The organism is Pseudomonas sp. R84, assembly GCF_009834515.1.
GTDB lineage: Bacteria > Pseudomonadota > Gammaproteobacteria > Pseudomonadales > Pseudomonadaceae > Aquipseudomonas.
In genome coordinates this window covers 4,991,100-5,010,436 of sequence record NZ_CP019426.1, presented here as the reverse complement: position 1 = coordinate 5,010,436, position 19,337 = coordinate 4,991,100, and the positions used below count along the sequence as shown (strand labels likewise).

Sequence of the window (19,337 nt, the reverse complement as noted above, 5' to 3'; positions counted from 1 at the left end):
CAGCTTGTAGCTGCTCTTCTCTTTTTATGATGGATTTCCCCATGAGTTCTGTTGCTGTGTTCAGCAAGGCCTCGCCGTTCGATGCATTGCAACGCTGGCTGCCCAAACTGGTGCTGGCGCCGAGCATGTTCATCGTGCTGGTGGGCTTCTATGGCTACATCCTGTGGACGTTCATTCTGTCGTTCACCACCTCGACGTTCCTGCCCAACTACAAGTGGGCCGGTCTGGCGCAATACGCGCGGTTGTTCGACAACGATCGCTGGTGGGTCGCGAGCAAAAACCTCGCGGTGTTCGGCGGCATGTTCATCGGTATCACTCTGGTGATCGGCGTGTTGCTGGCGGTGTTCCTTGACCAGCGCATCCGTCGCGAAGGCTTTATCCGCACCATTTACCTGTACCCGATGGCGCTCTCGATGATCGTCACCGGTACTGCGTGGAAGTGGCTGCTCAACCCGGGCATGGGCCTGGACAAACTGTTGCGGGACTGGGGCTGGGAAGGCTTCCGTCTCGACTGGCTGATCGACCCTGATCGCGTGGTCTACTGCCTGGTGATCGCCGCTGTCTGGCAAGCCTCGGGCTTTATCATGGCGATGTTCCTCGCCGGCCTGCGTGGCGTTGATCAATCGATCATCCGTGCCGCCCAGATCGATGGCGCGAGCATGCCGACGATCTACTGGAAAGTGGTGCTGCCAAGCCTGCGTCCGGTGTTCTTCAGTGCCGTGATGATTCTGGCGCACATCGCGATCAAGAGCTTCGACCTGGTCGCGGCGATGACTGCCGGTGGTCCGGGTTATTCCTCCGATCTGCCGGCGATGTTCATGTATTCCTTCACCTTCAGTCGCGGCCAGATGGGCATGGGCTCGGCCAGTGCGATTCTGATGCTCGGTGCGATCCTCGCGATCATCGTGCCTTACCTGTATTCCGAGCTGAGGACCAAGCGCAATGACTAGTCTCGCTGCCAAACCTGCTATCAGCCTGAGTCGCATCGCGATCTACGCAGTGCTGATCCTCGCCGTACTGCTTTATCTGGTGCCGCTGGTGGTGATGTTGCTGACCAGCTTCAAGACCCCGGAAGACATCAGCACCGGCAACCTGCTGAGCTGGCCGACCGTGGTCAGCGGCATCGGCTGGGTCAAAGCCTGGGCCACGGTTGACGGTTACTTCTGGAACTCGATCAAGATCACCGTTCCGGCCGTGATCATCTCCACCGCCATCGGTGCGTTGAACGGTTACGTGCTGTCGTTCTGGCGCTTCCGCGGTTCGCAGTTGTTCTTCGGCCTGCTGTTGTTCGGCTGCTTCCTGCCGTTCCAGACCGTACTGCTGCCTGCCTCGTTCACCCTCGGCAAGATGGGCCTGGCGAGCACCACCACCGGTCTGGTGTTTATCCATGTGGTTTACGGTCTCGCGTTCACCACGCTGTTTTTCCGGAACTACTACGTGAGCATTCCGGATGCGCTGGTGAAAGCTGCACGTCTGGATGGCGCGGGTTTCTTCACGATTTTCCGGCGGATCATTCTGCCGATGTCGACGCCGATCATCATGGTCTGCCTGATCTGGCAGTTCACCCAGATCTGGAACGACTTCCTGTTCGGTGTGGTGTTCTCCAGCGGTGATTCGCAACCGATCACGGTGGCGCTGAACAACCTGGTCAACACCAGCACTGGCGCCAAGGAATACAACGTTGATATGGCAGCGGCGATGATCGCCGGCCTGCCGACCCTGCTGGTCTATGTGGTCGCAGGCAAGTATTTCGTGCGCGGGCTGACGGCCGGCGCAGTCAAGGGGTAATCATGGCAACGCTCGAACTTCGCAACGTAAACAAGACCTACGGTGCCGGCCTGCCGGACACCCTGAAGAACATCGAACTGTCGATCAAGGAAGGCGAATTCCTGATCCTCGTTGGCCCGTCGGGCTGCGGCAAATCGACGTTGATGAACTGCATCGCCGGTCTGGAAACCATCACCGGCGGCGCGATCATGATCGGTGATCAAGACGTCAGCGGCATGAGCCCGAAAGATCGCGACATCGCCATGGTGTTCCAGTCCTACGCGCTGTACCCGACCATGAGCGTGCGCGAGAACATCGAATTCGGCCTGAAAATTCGCAAGATGCCTCAAGCTGCGATCGATGAAGAAGTCGCGCGCGTCGCCAAGCTGCTGCAGATCGAACATTTGCTCAATCGCAAACCGGGTCAGCTTTCCGGTGGTCAGCAACAGCGTGTGGCGATGGGCCGTGCACTGGCGCGTCGGCCGAAGATCTATCTGTTCGACGAACCGCTGTCCAACCTCGACGCCAAACTGCGTGTCGAGATGCGCACCGAAATGAAACTGATGCACCAGCGCCTGAAAACCACCACGGTCTACGTGACCCACGACCAGATCGAAGCGATGACCCTGGGCGACAAGGTTGCGGTGATGAAGGACGGCATCATTCAGCAGTTCGGCACGCCAAAAGAGATCTATAACGACCCGGCCAACCTCTTTGTGGCGAGCTTCATCGGTTCGCCGCCGATGAACTTCATCCCGCTGCGTCTGCAACGCAAGGACGGCCGTCTGCTGGCGCTGCTCGACAGCGGCCAGGCGCGTTGCGAGCTGCCGATGAGCATGCAGGACGCCGGTCTCGAAGATCGCGAAGTGATCCTTGGTCTGCGCCCTGAACAGATCGTTCTGGCGCACGGCGAGGGCAATGGTCTGCCGAGCATTCGTGCCGAAGTGCAGGTCACCGAGCCAACCGGTCCGGACACCCTTGTATTCGTCAATCTCAATGAAACCAAAGTCTGCTGCCGTCTGGCGCCGGACGTGGCACCGCAGGTGGGCGAGAACCTGACGCTGCAATTCGATCCGTCGAAAGTGTTGTTGTTTGATGCCAAGACTGGCGAACGCCTCGGCACTGCCGGGCAACCAGAGACCGATGCGCGGTCTGCGAACGTGGCGCAATTCAAAGGCCGCTGAGGAACAGTGTAGGAGTGAGCCTGCTCGCGATTGCGTCCTGTCAGTTGATGTAGTTGTTACCTGACACACCGCTATCGCGAGCAGGCGAAGGCCTACAAAGGAGCACGCGGTGCCCGGCCTGTCGAGCATCGCAATTTATGTAAACCGCGTTAGATAAAAACAGTTAATAACAATAAAGACGAGGATGTAGGGATGAAAAAGAAACACGTCAATGCCCGGTTGATCTGCCAAGTGTCGGCTGCGGCGGCCTTGGTGCTGGCCGGTAACGCCATGGCGGCGGATGCCTTCAGTTCCGATTCGAAATGGATGACCGGCGACTGGGGTGGCGAGCGTACCAAGCTGATCGAGCAGGGTATCGACATCAAGGCCGACTACGTTGGGGAAGTCGGTGGCAACCTGAACGGTGGCTACAACGACGACAAGACCGCGCGTTACGCTGACCAGTTCGGTCTGGGCGTGGCACTCGATCTGCAAAAGCTATGGGGCTGGGATAACACCCAGGCGAAGATCCAGCTGACCAACCGTAACGGCTACAACATCTCCAACGACCGCGTTGGCGATCCGCGTGCCGGCACCCTCAGTTCCTCGCAAGAAGTTTACGGTCGTGGCCACATGGTGCGTCTGACCCAGTTGTGGATTCAGCACCAGTTCTTCGACAACAAACTCGACGTCAAGGCCGGTTACTTCGGTGAAGGCGAAGACTTCAACACCTTCCCGTGCGACTTCCAGAACCTCGCGTTCTGCGGCTCCCAAGTGGGTAACTGGGCGACCAACATCTGGTACAACTGGCCCGTCAGCCAGGCCGCGATCCGTGTGAAGTACAACATCAACGACGAGCTCTACGCGCAAATCGGTGCGTACAACCAGAACCCGTCGCAGCTGGAACACGGCAACGGCTTCAAGCTCAGCGGCAGCGGCACCAAAGGTACTGTGTTGCCGGTTGAGTTGGTCTGGTCGCCGAAGGTCAACAGCCTGCCGGGCGAATACCGCGTCGGTTACTACAAGAGCACGGCCGATGCCGACGACGTTCGTGAAGACGTCAACGGTTTCGACGCCGCCACCACTGGCGACGCCTACAAAACCCACAGCAGCAAAAGCGGCTACTGGTTCGTGGCGCAACAGCAACTCACCAGCCACAACGGTGATGCTTCTCGCGGTCTGAACATCGCGGCCAACGCCACGTTCCACGACAAGGACACCAACTTCATCGACAACTATCAGTCGGTGATGTTTGTCTACAAAGGCCCGTTCGACGCGCGTCCGAAGGATGACGTCGGTATCGGCGCGGCGCGTATCCACGTCAACGATGACGTGAAGAAAAACGCCGAGCTGCTGAACGCTTCCAACGGTGTTTCGGACTACGACAATCCGGTGTTTTCGCCGATTCGTGAAACCGAATACAACTACGAGATCAACTACGGCTTCCACGTCACCAACTGGCTGACCGTACGTCCGAACCTGCAGTACATCACTCACCCGGGTGGTGTGGATGAAGTGGACAACGCATTGGTCGCTGGCCTGAAAATTCAGTCTACGTTCTAACGCGTCTGCGATAAGCTCCTCTCTATGTGCGCATATTTGCGGACAGCCAAGGCTGTCCGCTTTTTTTTGAGGGGCAGTAATCCCCGTAACAGATGAATTCGGAACCGTGGCAAATGCATGAGCATCCGCTACAACGCTTCTTCAAATCCCTGCGTGAACAACCGGTGTTCGCCTGGGAGCGCTATCAGATGCGCGACGTGTTGGTGATCGATCACCCGCTGTGTCAGGCGGTGTTCAGTCGTCAGGGCGCGCAGTTGCTGCACTTTCAGCCGCGCGGGCAAAAGCCGTGGTTGTGGTGTGCGGCGAAGTGGCCGCACGTGGGTGCCATTCGCGGTGGCGTGCCGGTGTGCTGGCCTTGGTATGGTCGTCATCCGAGTGAAAACGCCTGGCCATCGCATGGTTGGGCGCGCTTGCTCGACTGGAAGTTGCTCGACAGCAGCAGCGCCGAAGATGGCGTGCGCCTGCACTGGCAATTGCAGCTGTGCGACTGGCAGGTTGACCTGCACGCACATCTGGGTGAACGCATGGAATTACGCCTGAGCACCGAGCATCAGGACGACATGCCGTGCCAGTTGAGCCAGGCTTTGCACGCTTACTGGCGTATTGGCGATGTCGGCGAGATAGCGCTGTCTGGGCTCGAAGGGGCGCAGGGTTATGACCAGTTGAATCGCCAGGTTTGCCAGCAGGAAGGCGAGTTGCGGGTGGATGGCGGCTGTCAGCGAGTGTTCCAGCATGATGGTGAATTGCAGCTCAAGGATCATGCCTGGCAGCGTGAGTTGTGCATTGATACCGGGGACAGTGCCGACACGGTTGTGTGGCATCCGGGTGCGCGGCCATTGTTGGGCGTGACGTGGGATGAGATTTCCGAGTTTGTCTGTGTGGAAGCGGCGGCGGGTGGGACTGACAGCCTGCATCTGGCGCCGGGGGAGAAGGCGCATTTGAGCTTGCAGGCGTGGGCGGCGGCTTGAGTGTGTCAAGTACACCGCTACCCTCACCCTAGCCCTCTCCCGGAGGGAGAGGGGACTGATTGCGGGATGCTGAAGAGTTACGCCGAAGTGAAAGTGCAGTGCTGAATCCATAATCGACTGGATATTTCAGGTCGATGTGCAGCGCAAGACTCCTCGGTCGGCCCCCTCTCCCTCCGGGAGAGGGCTGGGGTGAGGGTGCTTTTGATCTTTAGTTGAATTCATCCCCAACCGGATACCGGCTCGCATTCAAACTCTCTTTGATCTTGCGCAAATGCGGCTGGAAATCCACCCCGCGACGCAAGGTCATCCCGGTCGCCAGCACATCCAGCACCGTCAACTGAATGATCCGCGAAGTCATTGGCATATAAATGTCGGTGTCTTCCGGCAGCGGAATATTCAGGCTCAAGGTACTCGCCTTGGCCAGCGGCGAATTCTCTGCCGTCAAACCCAGCACCGAAGCGCCGTTCTCGCGAGCAATGCGCGCCACTTCGACCAGTTCACGGGTGCGCCCAGTATAGGAAATGATCACGAACAACTCACCGGTGTGCGCCACCGAGGCAATCATCCGCTGCATCAGCACATCGGCATGCGCAGTGACCGCCAGGTTGAAACGGAAGAACTTGTGCTGCGCATCCAGCGCCACCGGTGCCGAAGCCCCGAGGCCGAAGAAGTGGATCTGCCGCGCCTGAATCAACAGGTCGACGGCACGGCTGATCAGATTCGGGTCCAGCGCCTGACAAGCGCTGTCCAGCGAGGCGATGGCGCTGCCGAAAATCTTCTGCGTATAAGCCTCAGGATTATCGTCTGCCTCGACCGCGCGACTGACATACGCCGCGCCGCTAGCCAGGCTCTGCGCCAGTTGCAGTTTCAGCTCGGGATAGCCGCTGACGCCGAACGAACGGCAGAAACGGTTGACCGTCGGTTCGCTCACCGAGGCGGCCTGGGCGAGGGCGGCGATGCTGAAGCGGGTGGCCTGCTGCGGGTTGAGCAGGATCACCTCGGCGACTTTGCGTTCGGCCTTGTTCAGGTCTTCAAGGCGACTCTGGATCTGTTCCAGTAAATTTCGCACGCGGTCCATATGGAATTCCTAATTCACCTGCGCAAAGGTGCGCCGGGCTATGCAAATTGGGCCTTTGATATGGCCCGTAACGGTGGCCTATCCTACTGATGGCTCCGACCGACCACCACTCGGAATCTGTATTTTGCGAAAATGTTGTGGTTATTACTACATTTTCCCTTGAGTGATGCCTTGAAAAAAGGTATTTGTAGCTTAACTTGATAAAAGAACAAACATCATGCCTTCGATTACGGTTGAACCGTGCACCTTTGCCTTGTTCGGCGCGCTTGGCGATCTGGCCCTGCGCAAGCTGTTTCCTGCCCTTTATCACCTCGATGGCGCCGACTTGCTGCACGAGGACACGCGCATCATCGCGTTGGCCCGTGAAGAAGGTTCCGAGCAGCAGCACATGGCGTTCATCGCCGCCGAACTGCGTCGTTATGTGGGCAAAGAGCTGGACGAGGCCGTCGCCGAGCGTTTTCTCGCACGCCTGACCTACCTGCACGTCGACTTCCTCAGATCTGAAGATTATGTGGCGCTGGCCGAACTGGCCGGCAGCACGCAACGCATGATTGCCTACTTCGCCACGCCGGCCGCGGTGTACGGCGCGATCTGCGAGAACCTGGCGAAAGTCGGTCTGGCAGAAAATACCCGCGTGGTGCTGGAAAAGCCGATCGGCTCCGACCTCGAATCCTCGCGCAAGGTCAACGACGCCGTCGCGCAGTTCTTCCCGGAGAACCGTACCTACCGCATCGACCACTATCTGGGCAAAGAAACCGTTCAGAACCTGATCGCCCTGCGTTTCGCCAACAGCCTGTTCGAAACCCAGTGGAACCAGAATTACATCTCCCACGTGGAAATCACCGTGGCCGAGAAGGTTGGCATCGAAGGCCGCTGGGGCTACTTCGACAAGGCCGGCCAGCTGCGCGACATGATCCAGAATCACCTGTTGCAGTTGCTCTGCCTTATCGCCATGGACCCGCCGGCCGATTTGTCCGCCGACAGCATCCGTGACGAGAAAGTAAAAGTGCTCAAGGCGCTGGCACCGATCAGCCCGGAAGGCCTCACCACTCAGGTGGTGCGCGGCCAGTACATCGCCGGCCACAGCGAAGGCAAATCCGTACCGGGCTACCTCGAAGAACCGAATTCCAACACCCAGAGCGATACCGAAACCTTCGTCGCTTTGCGTGCCGATATCCGTAACTGGCGCTGGGCCGGCGTGCCGTTCTACCTGCGTACCGGCAAGCGTATGCCGCAAAAACTGTCGCAAATCGTCATCCATTTCAAGGAACCGTCGCACTACATCTTCGCCCCTGAGCAGCGCCTGCAGATCAGCAACAAACTGATCATCCGCCTGCAACCGGACGAAGGTATTTCCTTGCGCGTGATGACCAAAGAGCAAGGCCTGGACAAAGGCATGCAACTGCGCAGCGGCCCGCTGCAACTGAATTTCTCCGACACCTGGCGTAGCGCGCGGATCCCCGATGCCTACGAGCGGTTGTTGCTGGAAGTGATGAACGGCAATCAGAACCTGTTTGTCCGTAAAGATGAAATCGAAGCCGCGTGGAAGTGGTGTGACCAGCTGATCGCCGGGTGGAAAAAATCCGGTGACGCGCCCAAGCCGTATGCGGCCGGGTCGTGGGGGCCGATGAGCTCCATTGCATTGATCACGCGGGATGGGAGGTCGTGGTATGGCGATATCTGATGTGCAACTGCCTGCGGGCGTGAACGCTCACGAATTCAAGAGCCCGGTGCTGTTGGCCGAAGGTCAGGCGCTGAACGTCGCGAAGCAATTGAGCGAGGCCATTGCGGCGCGCGGCAACGCGGTGCTGGTGGTGTCTGGCGGTCGTAGCCCGGTGGCGTTTTTCCAGCACCTGGCCAAGCAGGATCTGGACTGGTCGAAGGTCGTTGTGACCCTCGCCGACGAGCGCTGGGTACCGGTTGAACACGCTGACAGCAATGCCGGTTTGCTCAAGCAATACTTGCTCAAAGGCCCGGCGGCCAAGGCGCAGTTCCTCAGCCTGTATAGCGCGGCGGCCAACGTCGAGCAGGCTGCTGAACAGGCTGACCGCTTGCTCGCCGAATTGCCGCCGATTGACGTGCTGGTGCTGGGCATGGGCGATGACGGCCACACCGCGTCGCTGTTCCCCGACAGCCCGAACCTTGCCGAAGCTCTGCAAGCTGATGGCACACGCCGTTGCTGGCCGATGCTGGCGCCAAGCGTGCCGCGTCAGCGTCTGACCATGAGCCGTGCGCTGCTGGCCTCGGCCAGGCACAAGATTCTGTCGATTTCCGGTCAGTCGAAACTGACCACCCTGAATGCCGCACTGGCATCCGACGACGTCGCCGCCATGCCGGTGCGCGCGTTTCTGCAACCTACGTTAGAGATTTACTGGTGCCCATGAGCCAAGGAACAGCCGCTATGACAACCCCATCCCCGACCGTTTCCATGGCGGACAAAGTTGCCCTGATCGACAGCCTCTGCGCCAAGGCGCGGATCCTGCCGGTGATCACCATCGCTCGCGAACAGGACGTGCTGCCACTGGCCGACGCCCTGGCCGCCGGTGGCCTCACCGCGCTGGAAGTGACCCTGCGTTCGCAGTTCGGCCTCAAAGCCATTCAGATCCTGCGCGAACAGCGCCCGGAACTGATGACCGGCGCCGGCACCGTGCTCGATCGCAACATGCTCGCGGCAGCTGAAGCGGCCGGTTCGCAATTCATCGTCACCCCGGGCATCACCCGTGACCTGCTGGAAGCCAGCGTCGACAGCCCGATTCCGCTGTTGCCGGGCATCAGCAACGCCTCCGGCATCATGGAAGGCTACGGCCTGGGTTATCGCCGCTTCAAGCTGTTCCCGGCTGAAGTCAGCGGTGGCGTAGCAGCGATCAAAGCCCTCGGTGGCCCGTTCGGCGAAGTGAAATTCTGCCCGACTGGCGGCGTCGGCCCGGCCAACATCAAAAGCTACATGGCGCTGAAAAACGTCATGTGCGTGGGCGGTAGCTGGATGCTTGATCCGGAGTGGATCAAGAACGGCGACTGGGCCCGTATTCAGGAATGCACCGCCGAGGCGTTGGCGCTGCTGGACTGATTGTTACCAGACACTTCGTTGTGTGTTCTACGGCTTTACGGTGCGCTTGGTCGGTGCACCGTTTTTTTTTGCCTGAAAATTGCTGTGTAGAAGCCATGTAGGAGCTGTCGAGTGAAACGAGGCTGCGATCTTTTGACCTTGCTCTTGAGCGCCAACATCAAAAGATCGCAGCCTTCGGCAGCTCCTACATCGACACCGTTACGACGCGATACATAGTTACCGCACAGCCGCGTTTGCGTGGCGCTAATCTGCGTTCATCTTACGGAAGAGAGAACGCCTCATGGACGACCATCAATCAGCAGACTTGCCCCATCAGCCTCTTCGGCAACGGAAAACTCATATCCCTGGCAGCTTCGATTGGCGCAAAACCGAAGGCAAGGTGCGCAACATCAGTGGCGGCAACGAAGGCCTGCCCCTGGTTTTGCGTCTGGCCCTGGTCGACGCCATGACCGGTGAGCCAGTGGTTGGCGCCCAGGTCCGGATCGAACAGAACATTGGCGCCGACAGTCTGTGCGGCGCCCAGTCGACCGACAGCCAAGGCATCGTGCGGTTTACCAGTATTTACCCGGATCAGCACTCTGGCGGGGCCTCGTGCATCGCCATGACCGTTTGCATCGCTAGTGATGATCAACACCCGCAGTCACATCAGGAGGCCTGGGCAGGACGGCTGCATCTTCCGGATGTCTGTAGCTGTGAAACGGCGGGGGATGATGCTTCGCGACTGGTGTTGCGACCGATTGGCGGGGAAGGTCTTGAGGACGGCTACTTCGGCAGCCTGACGATCGGCGTCGACACCTTTGCGGTGTCGTCGCAGATCGGCCTTGCTGGCTACGAGAAGTCCACAGGCGCGGTGTTTTAGCGCAGTTCGTTCAGCGCCCGCACCAATAACTGCATGTCGGCAGCGGTGGTGGTCAGTCCCGGTGTAATGCGGATGCTCGGCCCGCTGGCTGCGCCGTTGCGCACCACGGTGAACAGGTTGTAGTCGTTGAGCAGACGCTCGGCCATCGCCTGTTGATCATCGTGGCGGGTGAAACGCAGCGAGGTGATGCCGCAATACAGCCGTGGATCATCTGGCGTCATTACCTCAATGCCCGGCAAGTGCCGCACCGCGCTGACCCAAAGATTGCGCAGATAATTGACGCGAGCGCCTTTGGCCGGCGCACCGCCGAGGGAACGATGCTCCTCGAATACCAGCGGCAAGGTCATCAGCGCCGGAATGTTGGGCGTGCTGTACGAGGTGCGCGCACGGATGTCATTCACCGGGTAATGCATTTCGCCCATATCCGGATCGATATCGGCCAAGCGTTGCGGCGCGATATAGAGGAAGCCGAGGGTGAGTGGCGCGCCGATCCATTTGTGCAAGTTGAATCCGGCGAAAGAGATGCCCAGTGCTTCAAGATCGAACTCGATCTGACCGAGCGCATGGGCGCCGTCGAGGATGACATCGACGCCGTGCTCTTTGGCGAGCGCTGCGATGGCTTGCACGGGCATCACCAGGCCGGTGCGGTGAGTGACGTGAGTCAGGGCCATCAGCTTGATCTTCGGATGACCGACGAAGGCTTCGCGGTAAGTCTCCAGCAGGCTGTCGTAGCTCGCCGGGTGCGCGTGGGCAATCTCGATCACTTCTGCACCGCGATGTCTGGCCAGCCAGCGCATGGCGCCTTTGACCGTGTCGTATTCCAGATCACTGATCAGCACCTGATCGCCCGGCTGCAAGCGGTTGTAATTGCGGATCAGCGATTGCAAGCCTTCGGTGGCGTTGCGGGTGAACGCGACGCTTTGTGCATGTACGCCGATCAGCTCGGCCAGTTGCGCGCGGATATCGAGGTTGTCGTGCTGCTCGAAACGCTGGCGCACGTACACCGAATTGCTCGTATTGATCAGCTCGATATTGCGCTGGTACTCCTCGATCACCGTGCGCGACATGCGCCCGAAGTAACCGTTTTCCAGATTCACGGGGCCGGGTTGAACGTCGTAACGATCGGCGAACGTTTGCCAAAAGGCTTCGTCACGGGCGCGTCGGGTGTTATCGGGCATGGTCGGCTGACTCTGAGAGAGGAGGGCGCTTCAGTGGCGCGGGGCAGGTTTGCCATGTTTGGCGCGCAGCGGTTCGAGCAAGTCCGAGAGGCCGTTATGGTCGATCTCCTGCATCAGCGCGAGCAAGCCACCGAGTTCGCCGTGCGGGAAACCTTCTCGGGCAAACCAGTTCAGGTACGGCCCTGGCAGGTCGGCAATGATCCGGCCCTTGTACTTGCCGAAGGGCATTTCGCGGGTGATCAGAAGTTCGAGTTTTTCGGGATTCATCAGGGTTTTCGTCTGGCTTCAAAACAATCAGGAAAATACAGGCATTCTGCATGCAGGCCAAATGACAGATCATGCAAATAACCGTGATACAGATAGTTCACTTATATTTAAGTTGTTGATTTAAAACATTTTATTAGAAATAAAAAAGCTGGCACGCACGCTGCAATATCCCTTGCATCTTCAACCGATCGCGAGGAATTGAAAAATGACCGACATGAATAAAGAAGCCATCTCTGTACTCAATGACCTGATTGAAACCAGCAAAGACGGTCAGGAAGGGTTCAAGACTTGTGCTGAAGACATCAAACATCCAGAACTGAAAACCCTGTTTGTAACGCGCTCCGCCGATTGCGCAACCGCTGCAGCAGAACTGCAGGCTGAAGTTCGCAAGTTGGGCGGCGATCCGGAAACCTCTACCAGCGTCAGCGGTGACCTGCACCGTCGTTGGGTCGACGTCAAAGCCATGTTCACCGGCAAAGACGAAGAGGCTGTGCTGAACGAAGCCGAGCGTGGTGAAGACCATGCGCTGAAGGCCTATCGTGAAGCCATCGAGAAGATCAACAAGCATAACCTGGTAGGTATTCGTGACCTGGTTGAACGCCAGTACCACGGTGTGCAACGTAACCACGATCAGGTGAAAGCCCTGCGTAACCAGGCTCGTGCTCGTTCGTAAGCGTTTGCCGGTTACAAAAAACGCCAGCTAGTCTGGCGTTTTTTTATGTCTGGGGGAAAGCCAAAGCAAGAGCCCCTCACCCTAGCCCTCTCCCGGAGGGAGAGGGGACTGATCCAGGTGTTCTGTCGAGGTACGCCGACCTGAAATATCCAGTCGAACTCAAGATCTGAAAACCACGGAGATCGGCTCACTTTCCCCCTCGCCCCCATGGGGGAGAGGGCTGGGGTGAGGGGGAAAAGCTTTACCTGACACCCCGCCAATCAATCACCCAATGCTGATCGCCGGCAAAGTCGGCAACGTCACCGTCTGCTGCTTGCGCGGCGCCAGAATCTCAGCCTCGCCATCCACCACCAGCTCATCCTTCTGGTTGAACACCCGAGTGGCAATGCGCACACGAAATTTCGGCAACTTCTCGAGAATTTCCAGACGCACTGTCAGCGTGTCACCGATCTTCACCGGCTTCTGAAAACTCATCTGCTGGCCGATATAAATAGTGCCCGGCCCAGGCAACTCGCACGCTACTGCAGCACTGATCAGCGCACCGCTGAACATGCCGTGAGCGATACGCTCCTTGAACATGCTCGCGGCGGCAAACTCGGCGTCCAGGTGCACCGGATTGTGGTCGCCCGACATCGCGGCAAACAGTTGAATGTCGCGCTCTTCGACGGTCTTGCTGTAGCTGGCGGTCTGGCCGACTTCGAGGGCTTCGTAAGGGATGTTGGTAACCTGGGTCATCGGTCTCGATTCCTGTGACGGATTCAGTGAATCCACAAAAAATTATTCGCTGCGATGAGGGCGTGGATGGCTCAGGGCCTGATCGATCCAGGCCAGCACATCAGCGATCACTTCGTCGCGGTTGGTTTCGTTGAACAATTCGTGCCGCGCCTGCGGGTAGATCTTCAGTTGCAGGTGCTGGCTGCCGGCCGTGCGCAACGCATTGGCCAGATCTGTCAGACGCTTGCCTTCACTCACCGGATCACATTCGCCGCCGATTACCAGCAGCGGCAGGCCCGGATCGATCTGCGCGAGATTGGACGCTTTGCTGATTTGCTGCAAGCCGCCGAGCAGGTCGATCCACAGTTGATTGGTGCAGCGAAAGCCACACAGCGGGTCGTTGGCGTACAGGTCGACTTCGGCGGGATCACGACTCAGCCAGTCGAAGCGTGTGCGCGCCGGTTTGAATTTGTTATTGAACGAGCCGAACGACAGCCATTCGATCAGCGCACTGCGGCCCTTGCCACCCTGACGCAGTTTTTCCAGACGGGCGATTTGCCGCGCAGCGCGATACAGCGCAACAGGCTGAAAGTTGGAACCACTGAGAATCGCCCCGTGCAGACTGGCGCTGTGGTGCAGTAAATAGCCTTGGGCAAGATAGCTGCCCATGCTGTGCCCCAGCAGGATGATCGGCACGCCGGGGTGCTGCTGGCCGAGGTGCTGATTGAGACTGGCCAGATCGCCGAGCACTTTGCACCAGCCGTCGTCATCGGCGAAGTGGCCGAGGGTTCCGTGATTGGCGGTTTTGCCATGTCCGCGTAAATCCGCGGCGTACACGCCATATCCTTTGTCGCAAAACGTGTCGGCCAGTCGCGCGTAGCGACCACTGTGTTCAGCCATGCCGTGGGCTAGCAGGATCACCGCTTTCAACGGCGCCGTAGGCAGCCATTGATTGACGAACAGGCGGCTGCGGTCACTCGCGTCCAGCCATAGGGTGTCGTGGATCATGGCGATTCCTTTGCTCAGAGTCGGAACATTGTATAGCGCGTCTGATCAGCCCACGCCACGGCAGGAAGATTCACACGATCAATGACGGCTTTGCCCATATTTGCCTCAATGGCCATAACTGCTAGTGTCCGTGAAGCTCCGCTTTTTCAGAAATGACAGAAAGCGGCCCGGATCGGCTCAGGTAAAGAGGACAAGAACAATGCAACCTGATTTCTGGAACGACAAGCGCCCGGCCGGCGTACCGCTGGACATCGACATGGGTGAGTTCAAGTCGGTGATCGAGGTGTTCGAGCGTTCCTGCAAGAAGTTCGCTGATCGCCCGGCGTTCAGCAATATGGGCATCACCCTGACCTACGCCGAACTTGAGCGTCAGAGCGCTGCCTTCGCCGGTTACCTGCAAGCACATACCGATCTGGTACCGGGGGATCGCATTGCGGTACAGATGCCCAACGTCCTGCATTACCCGATTGCCGTGTTCGGTGCGTTGCGCGCCGGGCTGATCGTGGTCAACACCAACCCGTTGTATACCGCGCGGGAGATGCGCCATCAGTTCAAGGACTCCGGCGCACGGGCACTGGTGTACCTGAACATGTTCGGCCAGAAAGTCCAGGAAGTGCTGCCCGACACCGACATTCAATACCTGATCGAAGCGAAGATGGGCGACCTGATGCCCGCCGCCAAGGGCTGGCTGGTCAACACCGTGGTCAGCAAAGTGAAGAAAATGGTCCCGGCGTATTCGCTGCCGCAGGCGATTTCCTTCAAGAGCGCGCTGCGCATGGGCCGAGGTCTGGGCATCAAGCCGCTGAAGGTCAGCCTCGACGACATCGCCGTGCTGCAATACACCGGCGGCACAACCGGGCTGGCGAAAGGCGCGATGCTCACTCATGGCAATCTGGTGGCGAACATGCAGCAAGTGCGCGCCTGTCTCGCCCAACTCGGCCAGGACGGCCAGCCGCTGCTGCGCGAAGGCCAGGAAGTGATGATCGCGCCGCTGCCGCTGTATCACATCTATGCGTTCACGGCGAACTGCATGTGCATGATGGTTTCCGGCAACCACAACGTGCTGATCACCAACCCGCGCGACATTGCCGGCTTCATCAAGGAGCTGAAGAACTGGCGCTTCTCGGCGCTGCTGGGGCTGAACACTTTGTTCGTGGCGCTGATGGAACACGCGGATTTCAAGACCCTCGATTTCTCCAGCCTGAAGCTCACCAACTCTGGCGGCACCGCGCTGGTCAAGGCCACCGCCGAGCGTTGGGAGCAGATGACCGGGTGCCGCATCACTGAAGGTTACGGCCTCACAGAAACCTCGCCGGTGGCCTGCACCAACCCGTACGGCGATCAGTCGCGTCTAGGCACCGTCGGTTTGCCGGTACCGGGCACGCTGCTCAAAGTCATCAACGATGACGGCGTCGAGCAGCCGATGGGCGAGCGCGGCGAGTTGTGCATCAAGGGCCCGCAGATCATGAAGGGCTATTGGCACAAGCCTGAGGCCACGGCTGAAGTGTTGGATGCCGAGGGCTGGTTCAAATCCGGCGATATTGCGGTGATCGATCCGGACGGTTTCGTGCGCATCGTCGATCGCAAGAAAGACATGATCATCGTCTCCGGTTTCAACGTGTACCCGAACGAGATCGAAGATGTGGTGATGGCGCACCCGAAAGTCGCCAACTGCGCGGTGATCGGGGTGCCGGACGAGCGTTCGGGCGAGGCGGTGAAGCTGTTTGTGGTGGCGCGGGAAACCGGGGTCAGTCTCGAAGAGCTCAAGGCCTACTGCAAAGAGAATTTCACCGCGTACAAGGTGCCGAAACACATCGTGTTGCGTGAGTCATTACCGATGACGCCTGTCGGGAAAATTCTGCGGCGTGAGTTGCGCGATATCGCCTGACGGTTAAAAGCAAAAAGATCGCAGCCATCGGCAGCTCCTACCTTGGAATGCATTTCCTGTAGGCGCTGCCGAAGGCTGCGATCTTTTGCTTTGAGTCCCCGAAAACCGGGGCTTTCAAGGTGTTCTAGGATTTTTGCTCTAAAATGACTGCTAGATGGTCTTGAGTCATCATAGTGACTGTAGGGGCTGCTTTTGGCTCTAGTCGACCCTTGGCAAAGCTGCTACTCTCGGCGCGCTTTGTGACTTCTCGGCCTATATAAAAGCCAGATTCACCAATACCAAACACACACCAATAATAATCGCATCAAATGCGGTGAAGAATTCGCGTTGCTGAGGAGTGGGCTTCCATGATCGAAGACTTTTGGAAGGATAAATACCCGGCTGGAATTGCTGCCGACATCAATCCGGACGAGTATCCGAACATTCAGGCAGTGTTGAAGCAATCCTGCCAACGCTTCGCCAACAAACCGGCTTTCAGCAACCTGGGCAAGACAATCACTTACGGTGAATTGTATGAATTGTCCGGTGCGTTTGCCGCGTATCTGCAACAGCATACCGATTTGCAGCCCGGCGATCGAATCGCCGTGCAACTGCCCAACGTTCTGCAGTACCCGGTGGCCGTCTTCGGTGCGATTCGCGCCGGGCTGATCGTGGTCAACACCAACCCGCTGTACACCGCGCGGGAAATGGAACATCAATTCAACGACTCCGGTGCCAAGGCGCTGGTGTGCCTGGCAAACATGGCGCACCTGGCCGAAGCCGTGATGCCGAAAACCGGCGTCAAACACGTCATCGTCACTGAAGTTGCCGACCTGCTACCGCCGATCAAGCGCCTGCTGATCAATAGCGTCATCAAGTACGTGAAGAAAATGGTCCCGGCCTATCACCTGCCGAAAGCCGTCAAGTTCAACGACGTGCTGAGCAAGGGCCAGGGCCAACCGGTGGCCGAAGCCAATCCCGACAGCGGCGATGTGGCGGTGCTGCAATACACCGGCGGCACCACTGGTGTGGCCAAGGGCGCGATGCTGACTCATCGCAACCTCGTCGCCAACATGCTCCAGTGCAAAGCGCTGATGGGTTCCAACCTCAACGAAGGTTGCGAGATCCTGATCACGCCGCTACCGCTGTACCACATCTATGCGTTCACCTTTCATTGCATGGCGATGATGCTGATCGGCAACCACAACATCCTGATCAGCAACCCGCGCGACCTGCCGGCGATGGTCAAGGAACTGTCGAAGTGGAAGTTCAGCGGTTTCGTTGGCCTCAACACGCTGTTCGTGGCGCTGTGCAACAACGAAGGGTTCCGCAAGCTGGATTTCTCGGCGCTGAAAGTCACCTTGTCCGGCGGCATGGCCCTGCAACTGGCCGCTGCCGAGCGCTGGAAAGCGGTTACCGGTTGCGCCATCTGCGAAGGTTACGGCATGACCGAAACCAGCCCGGTGGCCACGGTCAACCCGATCCAGCACATCCAGATCGGCACCATCGGTATTCCGGTGCCATCGACCCTGTGCAAAGTCATCGACGATGCCGGTGTCGAGCAGCCGCTGGGTGAAATCGGCGAGCTGTGCGTCAAGGGCCCGCAAGTGATGAAGGGCTACTGGCAGCGTCAGGAAGCTACTGATGAAATGCTCGACAGCGAAGGCTGGTTGAAAACCGGTGACATCGCGCTGATCCAGCCGGACGGCTACATGCGCATTGTCGATCGCAAGAAAGACATGATCCTGGTCTCCGGTTTCAACGTTTATCCGAACGAACTCGAAGACGTACTGGCAACTCTGCCGGGCGTGTTGCAGTGCGCGGCTATCGGCGTGCCGGACGAGAAGTCGGGCGAGGCGATCAAGATTTTCATCGTCGCCAAGCCGGGCGTCACCCTGACCAAAGAGCAAGTGATGGATCACATGCGTGCCAACGTCACTGGCTACAAGGTGCCGCGCACGGTGGAGTTCCGCGATGCGCTGCCGACCACTAACGTCGGCAAGATTTTGCGTCGTGAGTTGCGTGATGAAGAGCTGAAGAAGATCAAGGCCAAGTCCGCCGCTTAAAAACACCAAGCCCCGCAGATGCGGGGCTTTTTGTTGGTGTATGCGAGGGAGTTTGCAGTGTCCGGTAAATCCTACCCCCTCACCCCAGCCCTCTCCCCCAGGGGGGCGAGGGGGAAGGGAGCCGATCGGGGGGCTGTTTAGAATCTGAGTTCAACTCGGAATCTCAGGTCGGCGTAGCTCGCCCAAACAACTCAGTCGGTCCCCTCTCCCTTTGGGAGAGGGCTAGGGTGAGGGGAAAAGGGGGACAGCACAAATCCTACTGACGAAACGGCGCAAAATTCACGTTAGTCCCCGCCGGACGCATGTCCTGCAGATACGAATCCTTGTCCGCACTCAATTCCAGGCTCAATGCCGCTTTACGCTTGCCTTCATTGCGAATCACCAGCCCTTCAAGCTTTTCACGCAGAAACACCGTCGGCACTTTCAGGTGCAGCAGTTCATCGGTGGCCGGGGTGTGCATCAGCAGGTGAATCCACTCGTACTGACCGATGGCCAGACGCGACACCGGCAGGTCGAACCACCAGATGTTGCGGTTACGGTTCAGTTCGGCGAAGTGGCAGTTGTTGGTGCCGAGCACGGCGCCGCCCAGTTCCTTGTTGCGTCGGGCGATGGCCTGCGTTTTATCGAGTTTCATAACATTCCTGCGGGATCGGTTCCTGGCGCGTGGCGCCCATATGGTGGGCATTCTCGTGGGTTGGGCAGCAAACATAAAGCCCAACCTGCACGCCGCGACGAAATGAACCCCCGAAAATAAATGAAACTTGGCGCAAACCCGGCCAGTCAATCATTACGTACTGACTTTTCCCCCTAAATGCACCAAGGAGAAACACCATGAGTAGCACAGGCGATAAAGTAAAAGGCATGGCCAACGAAGCCGTCGGCAACGTCAAGCAAGGCGTCGGTAAAGCCACCGACAACACCAAGCTGCAGGCCGAAGGCAAGATTCAAGAGAAAAAAGGTGAGGCCCAGCAAGCGGTCGGCACAGCCAAGGACGCCGTCAAAAAAGGTGTCGACAAGGCGTAACTCAGCCTTGAACGAAATACACGAGCGGCCATCCAAGGATGGCCGTTTTTGTGTCAAAAGCCTGCTGCGACCCGAC

At 58.5% G+C, this 19,337-nt stretch carries 19 protein-coding genes; 13 read left to right on the top strand and 6 right to left on the bottom strand.

The window, feature by feature from the left end; translation table 11 throughout:
* Positions 1 to 41 precede the first annotated feature (41 nt).
* From PspR84_RS22220 to PspR84_RS22200, 5 genes are all read left to right on the top strand, one after another.
* Positions 42 to 950, top strand: coding sequence for a sugar ABC transporter permease (locus PspR84_RS22220; RefSeq protein ID WP_095048188.1), 909 nt, complete (start codon positions 42 to 44; stop codon positions 948 to 950).
* Complete coding sequence (locus PspR84_RS22215; RefSeq protein ID WP_007917872.1) at positions 943 to 1,788, top strand: carbohydrate ABC transporter permease; 846 nt, start codon at positions 943 to 945, stop codon at positions 1,786 to 1,788. The genes PspR84_RS22220 and PspR84_RS22215 overlap by 8 nt, the downstream gene beginning before the upstream one ends.
* A 2-nt stretch (positions 1,789 to 1,790) precedes the next feature.
* The gene (gene ugpC, locus PspR84_RS22210; RefSeq protein WP_160059153.1) at positions 1,791 to 2,951 is read left to right on the top strand and encodes a sn-glycerol-3-phosphate ABC transporter ATP-binding protein UgpC; all 1,161 of its coding nucleotides are present in this window, start codon (positions 1,791 to 1,793) and stop codon (positions 2,949 to 2,951) included.
* A 192-nt stretch (positions 2,952 to 3,143) separates the two neighbouring features.
* On the top strand, positions 3,144 to 4,493 hold the full coding sequence (locus tag PspR84_RS22205) for a carbohydrate porin (RefSeq protein ID WP_007917870.1): 1,350 nt from the start codon (positions 3,144 to 3,146) through the stop codon (positions 4,491 to 4,493).
* A 113-nt stretch (positions 4,494 to 4,606) separates the two neighbouring features.
* Complete coding sequence (locus tag PspR84_RS22200; protein WP_007917868.1) at positions 4,607 to 5,461, top strand: D-hexose-6-phosphate mutarotase; 855 nt, start codon at positions 4,607 to 4,609, stop codon at positions 5,459 to 5,461.
* 208 nt (positions 5,462 to 5,669) lie between these two features.
* Here PspR84_RS22200 and PspR84_RS22195 read toward each other — a convergent pair whose 3' ends face one another.
* Positions 5,670 to 6,530, bottom strand: coding sequence for a MurR/RpiR family transcriptional regulator (locus PspR84_RS22195; RefSeq protein ID WP_171057240.1), 861 nt, complete (start codon positions 6,528 to 6,530; stop codon positions 5,670 to 5,672).
* Positions 6,531 to 6,756: 226 nt separating this feature from the next.
* Between PspR84_RS22195 and zwf the strand changes: the two genes are divergently transcribed.
* The 4 genes from zwf to PspR84_RS22175 all read left to right on the top strand — a co-directional run bounded on the left by zwf (position 6,757) and on the right by PspR84_RS22175 (position 10,465).
* Entirely contained in the window at positions 6,757 to 8,223 is a 1,467-nt protein-coding gene (gene zwf, locus PspR84_RS22190) for a glucose-6-phosphate dehydrogenase (RefSeq protein WP_007917863.1), read from the top strand.
* Positions 8,210 to 8,923, top strand: a complete 714-nt coding sequence (gene pgl / locus PspR84_RS22185; protein ID WP_160059152.1) for a 6-phosphogluconolactonase — start codon at positions 8,210 to 8,212, stop codon at positions 8,921 to 8,923. Before zwf ends, pgl begins: the two co-directional genes overlap by 14 nt.
* A gap of 17 nt (positions 8,924 to 8,940) precedes the next feature.
* Positions 8,941 to 9,606: a bifunctional 4-hydroxy-2-oxoglutarate aldolase/2-dehydro-3-deoxy-phosphogluconate aldolase gene (locus PspR84_RS22180; protein ID WP_016773539.1), complete on the top strand. Its 666-nt coding sequence runs from the start codon at positions 8,941 to 8,943 to the stop codon at positions 9,604 to 9,606.
* A gap of 280 nt (positions 9,607 to 9,886) precedes the next feature.
* A complete protein-coding gene (locus PspR84_RS22175; RefSeq protein ID WP_160059151.1) occupies positions 9,887 to 10,465 on the top strand; it encodes a hypothetical protein in 579 nt (192 codons plus the stop codon).
* Here PspR84_RS22175 and PspR84_RS22170 read toward each other — a convergent pair.
* Both PspR84_RS22170 and PspR84_RS22165 read right to left on the bottom strand, forming a co-directional pair.
* Positions 10,462 to 11,643, bottom strand: coding sequence for an aminotransferase class V-fold PLP-dependent enzyme (locus tag PspR84_RS22170; protein ID WP_160059150.1), 1,182 nt, complete (start codon positions 11,641 to 11,643; stop codon positions 10,462 to 10,464). The genes PspR84_RS22175 and PspR84_RS22170 overlap by 4 nt on opposite strands.
* A 30-nt stretch (positions 11,644 to 11,673) precedes the next feature.
* On the bottom strand, positions 11,674 to 11,910 hold the full coding sequence (locus tag PspR84_RS22165; protein ID WP_003227425.1) for a DUF3820 family protein: 237 nt from the start codon (positions 11,908 to 11,910) through the stop codon (positions 11,674 to 11,676).
* A gap of 205 nt (positions 11,911 to 12,115) precedes the next feature.
* Here PspR84_RS22165 and PspR84_RS22160 point away from each other — a divergent pair, with 205 nt between their 5' ends.
* A complete protein-coding gene (locus PspR84_RS22160; protein ID WP_034153383.1) occupies positions 12,116 to 12,583 on the top strand; it encodes a PA2169 family four-helix-bundle protein in 468 nt (155 codons plus the stop codon).
* A 264-nt stretch (positions 12,584 to 12,847) separates the two neighbouring features.
* Here PspR84_RS22160 and PspR84_RS22155 read toward each other — a convergent pair whose 3' ends face one another.
* Positions 12,848 to 13,318, bottom strand: a complete 471-nt coding sequence (locus PspR84_RS22155) for a MaoC family dehydratase (RefSeq protein WP_160059149.1) — start codon at positions 13,316 to 13,318, stop codon at positions 12,848 to 12,850.
* Positions 13,319 to 13,360: 42 nt separating this feature from the next.
* Complete coding sequence (locus tag PspR84_RS22150; protein ID WP_160059148.1) at positions 13,361 to 14,305, bottom strand: alpha/beta hydrolase; 945 nt, start codon at positions 14,303 to 14,305, stop codon at positions 13,361 to 13,363.
* Positions 14,306 to 14,504: 199 nt separating this feature from the next.
* On the opposite strand from PspR84_RS22150, the gene fadD2 reads away from it, so the two are divergent.
* Together fadD2 and fadD1 are read left to right on the top strand one after the other, a co-directional pair.
* Entirely contained in the window at positions 14,505 to 16,193 is a 1,689-nt protein-coding gene (gene fadD2, locus PspR84_RS22145) for a long-chain-fatty-acid--CoA ligase FadD2 (protein WP_160059147.1), read from the top strand.
* A gap of 347 nt (positions 16,194 to 16,540) precedes the next feature.
* Positions 16,541 to 18,238 (top strand): long-chain-fatty-acid--CoA ligase FadD1, encoded by a 1,698-nt coding sequence (fadD1, locus tag PspR84_RS22140; protein ID WP_160059146.1) that lies wholly within the window; start codon positions 16,541 to 16,543, stop codon positions 18,236 to 18,238.
* 256 nt (positions 18,239 to 18,494) lie between these two features.
* On the opposite strand, the gene PspR84_RS22135 is transcribed toward fadD1, so the two are convergent.
* The gene (locus PspR84_RS22135; RefSeq protein ID WP_007917843.1) at positions 18,495 to 18,872 is read right to left on the bottom strand and encodes a hypothetical protein; all 378 of its coding nucleotides are present in this window, start codon (positions 18,870 to 18,872) and stop codon (positions 18,495 to 18,497) included.
* A 197-nt stretch (positions 18,873 to 19,069) separates the two neighbouring features.
* On the opposite strand from PspR84_RS22135, the gene PspR84_RS22130 reads away from it, so the two are divergent.
* Positions 19,070 to 19,261, top strand: a complete 192-nt coding sequence (locus tag PspR84_RS22130; protein WP_160059145.1) for a CsbD family protein — start codon at positions 19,070 to 19,072, stop codon at positions 19,259 to 19,261.
* Positions 19,262 to 19,337: the final 76 nt, after the last annotated feature.

Coding starts and splice junctions, on each gene's coding strand:
- PspR84_RS22220 (WP_095048188.1), top strand. CDS start 42: ATGAGTTCTGTTGCTGTGTTCAGCAAGGCCTCGCCGTTCGATGCATTG.
- PspR84_RS22215 (WP_007917872.1), top strand. CDS start 943: ATGACTAGTCTCGCTGCCAAACCTGCTATCAGCCTGAGTCGCATCGCG.
- ugpC (WP_160059153.1), top strand. CDS start 1,791: ATGGCAACGCTCGAACTTCGCAACGTAAACAAGACCTACGGTGCCGGC.
- PspR84_RS22205 (WP_007917870.1), top strand. CDS start 3,144: ATGAAAAAGAAACACGTCAATGCCCGGTTGATCTGCCAAGTGTCGGCT.
- PspR84_RS22200 (WP_007917868.1), top strand. CDS start 4,607: ATGCATGAGCATCCGCTACAACGCTTCTTCAAATCCCTGCGTGAACAA.
- zwf (WP_007917863.1), top strand. CDS start 6,757: ATGCCTTCGATTACGGTTGAACCGTGCACCTTTGCCTTGTTCGGCGCG.
- pgl (WP_160059152.1), top strand. CDS start 8,210: ATGGCGATATCTGATGTGCAACTGCCTGCGGGCGTGAACGCTCACGAA.
- PspR84_RS22180 (WP_016773539.1), top strand. CDS start 8,941: ATGACAACCCCATCCCCGACCGTTTCCATGGCGGACAAAGTTGCCCTG.
- PspR84_RS22175 (WP_160059151.1), top strand. CDS start 9,887: ATGGACGACCATCAATCAGCAGACTTGCCCCATCAGCCTCTTCGGCAA.
- PspR84_RS22170 (WP_160059150.1), bottom strand. CDS start 11,643: ATGCCCGATAACACCCGACGCGCCCGTGACGAAGCCTTTTGGCAAACG.
- PspR84_RS22165 (WP_003227425.1), bottom strand. CDS start 11,910: ATGAATCCCGAAAAACTCGAACTTCTGATCACCCGCGAAATGCCCTTC.
- PspR84_RS22160 (WP_034153383.1), top strand. CDS start 12,116: ATGACCGACATGAATAAAGAAGCCATCTCTGTACTCAATGACCTGATT.
- PspR84_RS22155 (WP_160059149.1), bottom strand. CDS start 13,318: ATGACCCAGGTTACCAACATCCCTTACGAAGCCCTCGAAGTCGGCCAG.
- PspR84_RS22150 (WP_160059148.1), bottom strand. CDS start 14,305: ATGATCCACGACACCCTATGGCTGGACGCGAGTGACCGCAGCCGCCTG.
- fadD2 (WP_160059147.1), top strand. CDS start 14,505: ATGCAACCTGATTTCTGGAACGACAAGCGCCCGGCCGGCGTACCGCTG.
- fadD1 (WP_160059146.1), top strand. CDS start 16,541: ATGATCGAAGACTTTTGGAAGGATAAATACCCGGCTGGAATTGCTGCC.
- PspR84_RS22135 (WP_007917843.1), bottom strand. CDS start 18,872: ATGAAACTCGATAAAACGCAGGCCATCGCCCGACGCAACAAGGAACTG.
- PspR84_RS22130 (WP_160059145.1), top strand. CDS start 19,070: ATGAGTAGCACAGGCGATAAAGTAAAAGGCATGGCCAACGAAGCCGTC.